The sequence below is a fragment of the Acidocella aquatica genome (assembly GCF_030160635.1).
Lineage (GTDB): Bacteria > Pseudomonadota > Alphaproteobacteria > Acetobacterales > Acetobacteraceae > Acidocella > Acidocella aquatica.
The window spans coordinates 132,207-141,430 of record NZ_BSOS01000013.1 but is presented as its reverse complement, the minus strand read 5'-3'; the positions used below and the strand labels follow the sequence as shown (position 1 = coordinate 141,430).

7 protein-coding genes and 1 pseudogene are annotated in these 9,224 nt (G+C 63.6%); 7 read left to right on the top strand and 1 reads right to left on the bottom strand.

The genetic code is table 11. The features are described from left to right. Positions 1–499 precede the first annotated feature (499 nt). From QQJ84_RS05120 to QQJ84_RS05090, 7 genes and pseudogenes are all read left to right on the top strand, one after another. Positions 500–826, top strand: a pseudogene (locus tag QQJ84_RS05120) (cupin domain-containing protein); the annotation flags it as partial. A gap of 13 nt (positions 827–839) precedes the next feature. After that, positions 840–1,802 (top strand): class I SAM-dependent methyltransferase, encoded by a 963-nt coding sequence (locus tag QQJ84_RS05115; protein WP_284257019.1) that lies wholly within the window; start codon positions 840–842, stop codon positions 1,800–1,802. A 39-nt stretch (positions 1,803–1,841) separates the two neighbouring features. After that, positions 1,842–3,197: a glycosyltransferase family protein gene (locus QQJ84_RS05110; protein ID WP_284257018.1), complete on the top strand. Its 1,356-nt coding sequence runs from the start codon at positions 1,842–1,844 to the stop codon at positions 3,195–3,197. After that, entirely contained in the window at positions 3,194–4,321 is a 1,128-nt protein-coding gene (locus QQJ84_RS05105; RefSeq protein WP_284257017.1) for a polysaccharide biosynthesis/export family protein, read from the top strand. The genes QQJ84_RS05110 and QQJ84_RS05105 overlap by 4 nt, the downstream gene beginning before the upstream one ends. Next, positions 4,321–5,910 (top strand): ABC transporter permease, encoded by a 1,590-nt coding sequence (locus tag QQJ84_RS05100; protein WP_284257016.1) that lies wholly within the window; start codon positions 4,321–4,323, stop codon positions 5,908–5,910. The genes QQJ84_RS05105 and QQJ84_RS05100 overlap by 1 nt, the downstream gene beginning before the upstream one ends. Next, on the top strand, positions 5,907–6,605 hold the full coding sequence (locus tag QQJ84_RS05095; protein ID WP_284257015.1) for an ABC transporter ATP-binding protein: 699 nt from the start codon (positions 5,907–5,909) through the stop codon (positions 6,603–6,605). Before QQJ84_RS05100 ends, QQJ84_RS05095 begins: the two co-directional genes overlap by 4 nt. Beyond that, positions 6,595–7,818, top strand: coding sequence for a hypothetical protein (locus QQJ84_RS05090; RefSeq protein WP_284257014.1), 1,224 nt, complete (start codon positions 6,595–6,597; stop codon positions 7,816–7,818). Before QQJ84_RS05095 ends, QQJ84_RS05090 begins: the two co-directional genes overlap by 11 nt. Here QQJ84_RS05090 and QQJ84_RS05085 read toward each other — a convergent pair. Then, on the bottom strand, positions 7,713–9,047 hold the full coding sequence (locus tag QQJ84_RS05085) for a glycosyltransferase family 4 protein (RefSeq protein ID WP_284257013.1): 1,335 nt from the start codon (positions 9,045–9,047) through the stop codon (positions 7,713–7,715). The two genes, QQJ84_RS05090 and QQJ84_RS05085, sit on opposite strands and share 106 nt — an antisense overlap. Positions 9,048–9,224 lie beyond the last annotated feature (177 nt).

Genomic DNA, 9,224 nt, shown 5'->3' with positions numbered 1-9,224 from the left:
TAACCGCCCGCGGCATCGCCAACCTCTCCGCCGTCGCCGCCATGGAGGCGGGACTCGGGGGGAAGAAGTAACGCCGCAAGCGCGCGCCGGGAGATTTGTTCGCCCATAAAGCGATTGTGCGCTAAAACGACCTCGCCCGGCGGGCGAGGTTGCGCACCCGCAGGTGCGTATGCGGGCCATTGTGCCGTGGCCTGGGCTGCTGCCTTTTATTGCCGCGTGAAGATCATCGCTTAAAAACCGGGCGAATTTGCCGCCCCAACATGCCGCCAATTCTTAACTTCGAATAGCCGGTTGCTGTTTTGCGGCATTCCGTTAGCCGTTGATTAAGATGTTGCCGGTAGAACTGCGCATATCAACCGTTGGAGGTTTGCGCATGGAAGCCAATGCCAAGGATCGCTTTGCCGTTGTGGAACAGCTCAGCCGCGATGCCGCCTTTGCCGAGTGCGGCGTTGCCGCGCCGCAGGAGGCGCTGACGCCTGGGGTAAGCCGGGTGCATACCCGCCCCTGGGGATTTTATGAAAGCCTGAGCAATGGCGGCCGCTTTCAGGTGAAGCGGATTGTCGTTATGCCGGGCCAACAATTGTCGTTGCAGAAACATTTTCACCGGTCCGAGCATTGGGTGGTGGTGGAGGGCACGGCGATGGTAACGCGCAATGACATCAGCATTATGCTCGGTGAAAATGAGAGCATTTACCTGCCTGCCGGATGTGTTCACCGGTTGGAAAATCCTGGCCGGATCGCGCTTACCGTTATCGAGGTGCAGGCCGGAGCCTATCTGGGTGAGGACGATATCGTGCGTCTGGAGGATAATTATGGCCGCGTTTAAAAGGGATATGTCCATGAGCAGCTTGATGGATCGGGTTTTTGGCTCCGAAGCAGACAATGCGGTGGTGAAGGATTGCACTTCATTGCTGGAACAGCAGGCCGTTATGTATCAGGCCATGCTGGCCGGGCACGAGGCCGTGATACGCGAGACGCAGGCTGTTGTGCGGGCGCGCGAGGAAACCGTGCGCGAGCGCGAAGCCGTGGTGCGTGAGCGCGAGGCGGTCATCGATGCGCTGCGGGCCGGGCAAAATACACGCTCCCTGATCGCACCGGCGGATTCCACCGGGGCTGATCTGCCAGCCTACATCAGCGCGCTTCTGCCGCAACTCGAAGGATGGTGTACTTTGAGCAAGGCGCTGTGGCTCGTTGAACTGGTCTCCAATATGAGCGGTACGCGAATCGGCGAAATCGGCGTCTACGGCGGGAAATCCTTGATCCCGATGGCCCTGGCGGCACGTAACCGCCCGGGCGCCATGGTCTACGCCATCGAACCCTGGAGCAACAGCGTGGCGGTGGAGCAGGCGACCAGCGCGGAGAACGACCAGTGGTGGCGTGAGGTTGATTTAAACAAGATCAAGCTGGGTTTTGTCTCCGCTGTGATGGACTGCGGGCTTGCCGGCGTGGTGAAACTGATCGAGCTGCCTTCCGATGAAGCGAGATGCGCGTTTCAAGCGATGCGCGGTTATCGCTTCGACCTGTTGCATGTCGATGGTTCACACGCGGAAGGCCAGGCCCTGACCGATGTGAAGGATTGGCTGCCCCTGGTGGCGCCGGGCGGTATTCTGGTGCTTGATGATATCGGTTGGGAAACGGTTACGAAGGCGCGTGATTATCTGCGTGCGACCTGTGATGTCATAGGCGAGGTCATTGAAGATAAAAATGTTTCCTACGGCGCGTATCGCACGCGGCCGGCGCCGCGGGCGCAGGAATTCAAAACAGAGACCTGGGCAAATATGTTGAGCGAAGTTCTGGCCTGAGAAAACACGCCGCCTGAACATGACGATAGGAGATTCCCGATGTCCGCAGAGCGACATTCAGAGAGCCGCCCCCGGATTGCGATTGTAAGCACTTACGACGAGCTTTGCGGCATCGCGGGATACACCAGGGCGATTGAAAAACAGCTCGCCCCGCATGTGGATTTGCAGATTTTCGATCTCGACCAATATTTACTGAAAAGCACCCACCGGCGCGTGCGCAGGCTCGCCGATGAGCATATCTTGGAGATTGCCCGCGCGCTGCGTGGGTATGACAGCGTGAACATCCAGCTGGAATATGGCACGCTGGGGCGTACCAGCGGCGATATCATCCGCCGCTTCCGGATTCTGGCGAACGCCGCGCCCGCACTTTCCGTGACGATGCATACGGTGCTGATCGGCGAAGACCTGCCCTATGAGCTGATGGGCAGGTTGCTTGGCAAAGGCAAGATCATTGCCATGTTCAAGGCGATCGGCGCATCGCTGAAAAGCCGCGTGCTGAGCCAGGGTATTCATGGGCATCTGCGCCGCCTGCAATCGCGCAAGCCGGTTTCGGTTATTGTGCATGCCAAGCGCGATATGCGCATGATGCGCGATATATTCCGGTTAAATAACGTATTCCACCACCCGCTCTCCTTCATCGCGCACGCCGAGGCATGGGGCTTGCGCCGGCGCACGCGCCGCAACGATTTTTCGTTGATCGAGACCCTGCCCGCCGACGCGAAGCTGATCGGCACGTTTGGTTTCCTCTCCTCCTACAAAGGCTTTGAGACGGCGATCCGCGCATTGAATTTTCTGCCGGAGAATTACCATCTGTTGATTTTCGGCGGCGTGCATCCACAGGGCATCCGGCGCGAGCAGGGCATAGACCCCTATATCGCCAAACTTCTGCAAGCCGCGCGGATCGGCCAGACGCCGCTCGACCATCTGCGCGAGAGCGGCCTTGCCCTCGCGCCGGGCGGGGATGTAACGCGGCTTATCGCCGAACACCCGGAGACATTGCGCGCGCGGGTGCATTTCATGGGCGCCTTGTCTGACTCCGCGTTCGCCGCCGCCATGGCGTTGTGCGACGCGGCGGTGTTTCCCTATGTGGAGGTTGGGCAGTCCAGCTCCGGGCCGATCTCCATCGCCCTTGAGATGGGTACGCGGGTCATCGCCTCGCGCACCGCCGCCTTCCGGGCTTACGCGCGCTATCACCCAGAGCTGATCGAGTTCTTCGACATCGGCAATTACGCGGAGCTTGCCGGGCGGATCGCGGCGCGCGGGCGGGCGAGCGGGTGTGTCCCCGAGCTTGCGTATAACACGCAGACCAACGCGCGGGTTTATCTGGAGGCCAACGGCTGCGCGGCGGCATTTGCCCCCGGCGAAAGCGTGATGCTTCAGGAAGCCGCGGAATGAGCCGCGCCCTCTCCACGCGCCGCGCCTGCCTGCGGCTGCTGGCGCTGGGCGGCAGCGCCCTGCTGGCCGGTTGCGCCGCGCTGCCCGAGGCGGGGCCGTCCACCGGCGCGGTCATCAACAGCGGCGCCGCCGCCAAAACGCCCGCCGGAGACGCGGGCTATAATTTTATGACCCTCACCGAGGATACCGCCCGCGCGCTTAATCAGGCATCAGGTGACGGCGCCGCCGCCGCGGCCCTGAGCGCCTTCGCCGCACTGCCTTCCGCCCTGCCGCTGGGGCGCATCGGCATCGGCGATCTCCTGCATGTCACCTTATGGGAGCCCAACCCGGCGGGCACGACTCTGCTCTCTCCGCCGGGGCTGGATGTGTCGCTGCGGGTTGACCCCTCGGGCATGGTGGAACTGCCCTATGTTGGCGCGCTGGCCGTCGCCGGGCGCACGCCGCTTTCGGTGGAGCGCACCATCATGGCCGTGCTGGCGGGGCAGGGGCATAACATCCAGGCCGCGGTGCTGGACGCGCAGGCGGTCTCCGGCACGGTCATCGTGCAGGGCGAGGCGAACCGCCCTGGCGCCTATCCGCTCACAGCCGGCGCGCAAAGCCTGCTGGACCTGATCGCGCTGGCGGGCGGTTCGCGCCTGGCCGATTATGATACCATCGTGCGGGTCAGCCGTGGCGGCGCGCGGGCGCAGGCGCCGCTGAGCTGCATAACCGGCAATTCCGCGCTGGACATTCCAATTGCCCCCGGCGATGCCGTGCTGCTGCTGCCCCGCCGCCTGGAATTCTACGCCTTCGGCGCGGTGAACCACCCTGGCCTGTTCCCCTATGATTCCGCGAACATCTCCCTGGTGGAGGCGCTGGCCGATATTTATGGCCTGCAGGACAATCTGGCAGCCCCGCGCGGTGTGTTCATCTACCGCCGCCAGGCCGGGGCGGCGCAGAGCGTGTATCAGCTCGACCTCAGCCAGGCCGAGGGTTTCTTCATCGCCGATCTCTTCGTGGTACGCCCTGGCGATGTCATCTACGTCAGCGATGCGCCGGTGGCCGATGTCTCCAAGGTGTTGCAAACCATCTCGGGGATCAGCGGTGTCGCGGGCATCCCCCGTAACTTCGGCGCCCCGTATTGATGGAGGGCGGGTTATTCGCCGCCGAGATCGAGGCCGTGCGGCGCGACCGGCGAAATCTTCCCGCCCTGCGCGCGCAGGCGGAAATTCTCTTCGCGGGGGGGCAGCGGGACGAAGCCGTTGCCCTGTTGCGCACCGCCGACGCCCTGGCGCCCGGAGACTTTCTCACCCTGCGGATTTTAAGCGGATTTTTGGCGGCAATGGGGCAGTTGGAGGAGGCGGGGCAGCTTGCCGCCCGCGCTGTGGAGCTGGCGCCCGGGGCGGCGGAGGCGCAGTTGCATCTGGCCTCGCTGCAACTGGCCCAACAGCAATACGCGGCGGCCATTGCGCATCTGGCCGCCCATGTCAGCGCGGGCCAAGCCACGGCGGCGGGCTGGCACATGCTCGCGGTGGCGATGGCGGCTTCGGGCCAGCCGAACAGGGCCATCGAGGCAATCCGCCACGCCGTTGAAATCGAGCCCGCCAACGCTGGGTACCGTCTGCATCTGGCCTCGCTGCTCACCGCCCGCGCGCGCTATGGCGATGCGCTGACCGAGCTTGGCATCGCGGCCACGCTTTTCCCTGGCGATGCCCGCATCGCGCGGGCCGCCAGCGGCAATCATGAGGCGCTGGGCGATCTGAGCGCCGCGTATCAGGAGGCGGCGCGCGCCCGCGATCTCGCCCCCGGCGATGCGGAAATCGAGCGGCATTACAGCCATCTTGCCAAACAGATCGGTTTCAGCGCAGCGCCCGTGGACGAAGCGCTGGCGCAAACGCTCGCCGGCTGGAGCCAGGCGCGGGCCCGCAAACAGGTGCGCGCGCGCCCGCGCGGCTGGCGCCGGCTCGTGGCCACGCGCGGGCGGGTCATCCACGCGCTGGTGCTGCGTGACATGCGCACGCGCTACAGCCGCGCGCATCTGGGCTATCTCTGGGCCATTTTCGAGCCGGTTTCGCATCTGTTGACCTTGGGGGTGATGTTCGCGCTCATCAATCAGGGGCCGCCGCCGGTCGGCACCAGCCTGTTTGAATATTACTGCACGGGGTTGCTGCCGTATCTGATGTTCTCGCACATCGCCAACGAGGTGATGAGCGCCCGCGCCGCGAGCGGCGCCGTGCTCATGCTGCCCAATGTGCGCACCACCGATGTTATTTTCTCGAAAACCTTCCTCAACTTAATGACCGAGATCGTCGTCGGCATGGTGGTGTTCGCGGCCTTCGGCGCGGCGGGTTATCGCGCGGTTCCGGCGCATCTTTTTACCTGCGCCGCCGCAATCCTGCTGCTCGCGGGCCTCGCCATGGGCATCGGCGCGGTCAACATGGTGGTCCAGAATTTCTTCCATTCCTGGGAAACGGTTTTTGCCTCCATCGTGCGCCTGTTGTATTTCTCCTCGGGCATCTACTACTCGCCGATCTCCATGCCCGATTACGCGCGCGGCTTCCTGGAGTGGAATCCGATCCTGCAGGGCGTTGAGATTTTCCGCTCCGGCTTCTATCCGGAATATCATCCTTTTTGGATCGACGCGCGCTATCTGACCGCCTGGGTGTTGCTCAGCCTGCTGCTCGGCCTGGGGCTGGAGCAGGTGTTGCGCAAACGCCTGAGGCAGTTGTTGTGATTACGCTGCGCAACGCCCGCAAGGTCTACAAAACCGGTCATGCGCGGCGGGTTATCCTCGATGATGTCACCCTAACCCTCCCGGCGGGGCGCAGCATCGGCATTTTTGGCGCCAACGGTGCCGGAAAATCCACGCTGGTGCGGCTCATCGCGGGGGTGGAGCGCTTGGATAAAGGCTCGATCCAGCGCGCGGGCAGTGTCAGCTTTCCGCTCGGCTTTGGCGGCACGTTCCATCCGCATCTGAGCGGGCGGGAGAACATCCGCTTTCTGGCGCGGGTTTACGATACACCTGAGGCCGCCGCGCTGGACTATGTGGAGCGCTTCGCCGAATTGGGCGATTATTTCCGCGAGAAGGTGGGGACCTATTCCTCGGGCATGATGGCGCGCCTCGCCTTTGGCGCGTGCCTCGCCATCACCTTCGACCTCTACCTCATCGACGAGGTGACCGCCGTGGGTGATGCTCGATTCCGCCGCAAATGCCTGGAAGCTTTCGAGGAACGCGCAGCAGCTTCTGATGTGCTGATCGTCTCGCATGATGAAGGCACGATTCGCGCCTGGTGCGACATGGGTGCCGTGCTCCACCAGGGGCGGCTGGAATTGTTCGACGATCTGAACGCCGCGATCGAGCGGCACCAGCAATGCCAGCTTGGTGGCGGCGATATGAACAAGCGGCAAGGAGAGAGTTATGGACATTGACGATCTGATCGGTCTCGCCGGAACGGACCGGCGGCAAGAGAGCTTGCCCCTGGCGCGCCCACACGCGCCGGGCGGCGCTGCTCGCGTGTATTCGCTGCGCCAGCGCCTGCGCCGGCATGCGCGGGCCATCTCCTTCCTGGCCTGCGCCGTGCTGCCAGGCATCGTTGCCGCAGGCTATGAATACGGCTGCGCCACGGGCCAGTATGTCAGCGAGTTCAAGCTGCTTGTGCGCCAGCAGGCGCCGGAGACAAGCGGGCAGAATTCAATCATCTCCGGCCTGGGCGGCGGTAACCCGATGCTGGCAATGATCGAGGATTCCGAGGTCGTGCAGCAATATATCGGCAGCCACCAGATTCTCGCCGACCTGGCGCCCAGCCTCTCGCTGGACCGTATTTTCGCAAGCCCCCGCGCCGACTGGCTCAGCCGCCTCACCCCCGGCCAGCCGCCGGAGAAACAATTGCTCTACTGGCAATCCATGGTGCATCCGTATTTTGATCTCAGCTCCGGGGTCATCACGGTGCGGGTGCGCGCCTTCAGCCCGGCTGACGCGCTGACGGTGGCCAGGGCGGTGCTTGCCAGCTCCGAGGCGCTGGTTAACCAAATGTCGTTGCAGGCGCGGCAAAATTCGCTGGCATATGCGGCGCAGACAGCGGATGCGGCGCAGGCCGCGTTGCTGGCTGATGAAGCCAATCTCGCCAGCTACCGCAACCAATACAGCGTGTTGTTCCCAGAGATGACCGCGGCCGCCACCTCCTCGGTGGACGAAGGCCTGAGCAGCCGCCTCGCCGAGGACCAGGCGACCCTGGCCTCGCTCACCAGCCTTGGCCAGACGGATGCCTCACCCCAGGTGCAGACCTTGCGCGCCCGCATCGCGGCGACGCAGGCGCAAATCAGCCATGTAGGGGCGGCGCTGGCCAGTGCTGGCGGCGGCACGCAGACATTGGCGAGCGTGTTGAGCGGCTACAACACCCTGGTGGAGAGGCAGAAACTTGATGAAGAACTCTACGACAGCGATCTGCTGAACCTGCAAAACGCGCGCAACAGCGCGGCGCAGAAGTCGATTTATCTGGAAACCTTCGTGCAGCCCAACCTGCCGGTTGCCTCCACCTATCCGGTGCGCTGGCTGGCCACGGCGGAGACCGCGCTGGCGGGTTTCATCGCCTGGGTGCTGCTCACGTTGGTTGCCAACATCATCCGTGACCAGGTGGACTGACGCGCCGGCCGGCGCGGCTCCACGCGGGCCGCGAAATCCAGCACCGCCGCCATATGCTCGCTCCAGGCGGGGGCGCGCCAGCCTGCCAGCCGGGTTTTTTGCGCCGCCCGGGCCTCGCTCTGGGGGGTGGCGTAGTCCATAATCATGCGCATCCAGGCGGGGCCGTCCAGCGGGTCAAGAAATTCAGGTACGCCTTTGCCGATTTCCCGGTGCGCGCCGATGTCGCTGCAAATGACCGGCACCCCCATGGCGAGCGATTCCACGACCGGCAGGCCATAACCCTCCGCGAAGGAAGGCATCAACAGCGCCCGCGCGCCCGCCAGCGTACTGGCCAGTTCGCCATCGGCCACCATGCCGTGCTCATGCACATGGCCCGCAATGTCGCTGCAGCGCTCCAGAATATCGACAACCTGCTCATTCTCCCAGCCGCGCCGGCCGATGATGTGCAGATCGGGCGCGCCGATGCCGTATTCGTGCACCAGGCGGCGCCAGATGTGCAGCAGCAGCAGATGGTTCTTGCGTGGTTCAATGGTACCGACCATCACGAAATAGGGTGACGTTGGCGCCGGGGCAGGGGGCGCCATGAGCGTGCCGACCCCCAGGGGAATGGTGGCGACCGGCAGCCGTGGTATATGCATGCGCAAAGCCTGCGTCGTTGATTCGGAGTTGGAGATAATGCCATCGGCATGGGCCGCGATGGTCTTCAGCCGCGAACGGTGATGCTCTATCCACGCGGGCGGCACATATTCGGGCAGCTCCAGCGGAATCAGATCATGCACCAGCGGAATGAAAACGGCGCCGGTGCGCGCGGTCATCCTGCCGACGCGGTCAACCAGATGTAGCGGATGGTTGGAGACGTTGATGTAGGTCGGCCGCGCGCCGCCACGGTAGCGGGGCAGGGCGGGGGCGGTGAATATACTGCGCAGCAGCCCGTGCAACGAGCGGCGGCTCACCCCGGCCATGTCCCCCGCGCGCCAGGCAGGCCCGATCTCGCGCACGAGCGCGCGCGCCTGCGCCTGCGGCATGGCGCGGAACGAGCCGCGCCAGTAATCATAGGCGACAAATCTGGCCTGCGCGGGCACGGCGTTGAGGATCTGCTCGGCATAGGCAATCTCCACCCGGTCGATGCCCGTGATCTTGCCACGGAAAACGCGATACAGGAGCCGTGAGATATCAAGCCAGATTTCGCCCTCTGGCGTGCGCGGATTGCTATATTCCGATCCGGTCATGTTTTATCTCTCTGCTCTATGCCGTGGATGATGCTCCCTTCGAGTATCGTTCATGATAGATTAACATCTATTGAATTATGTCATCCGTTGAGCAAAGAAAAACCATTTTGTTAACGGATTGTGTTTTTTCGGCTTCATATCATAAGGCTGGAGGATTCAGAACTCAGGTTCCCCCGC

Coding starts and splice junctions, on each gene's coding strand:
- QQJ84_RS05115 (WP_284257019.1), top strand. CDS start 840: ATGAGCAGCTTGATGGATCGGGTTTTTGGCTCCGAAGCAGACAATGCG.
- QQJ84_RS05110 (WP_284257018.1), top strand. CDS start 1,842: ATGTCCGCAGAGCGACATTCAGAGAGCCGCCCCCGGATTGCGATTGTA.
- QQJ84_RS05105 (WP_284257017.1), top strand. CDS start 3,194: ATGAGCCGCGCCCTCTCCACGCGCCGCGCCTGCCTGCGGCTGCTGGCG.
- QQJ84_RS05100 (WP_284257016.1), top strand. CDS start 4,321: ATGGAGGGCGGGTTATTCGCCGCCGAGATCGAGGCCGTGCGGCGCGAC.
- QQJ84_RS05090 (WP_284257014.1), top strand. CDS start 6,595: ATGGACATTGACGATCTGATCGGTCTCGCCGGAACGGACCGGCGGCAA.
- QQJ84_RS05085 (WP_284257013.1), bottom strand. CDS start 9,047: ATGACCGGATCGGAATATAGCAATCCGCGCACGCCAGAGGGCGAAATC.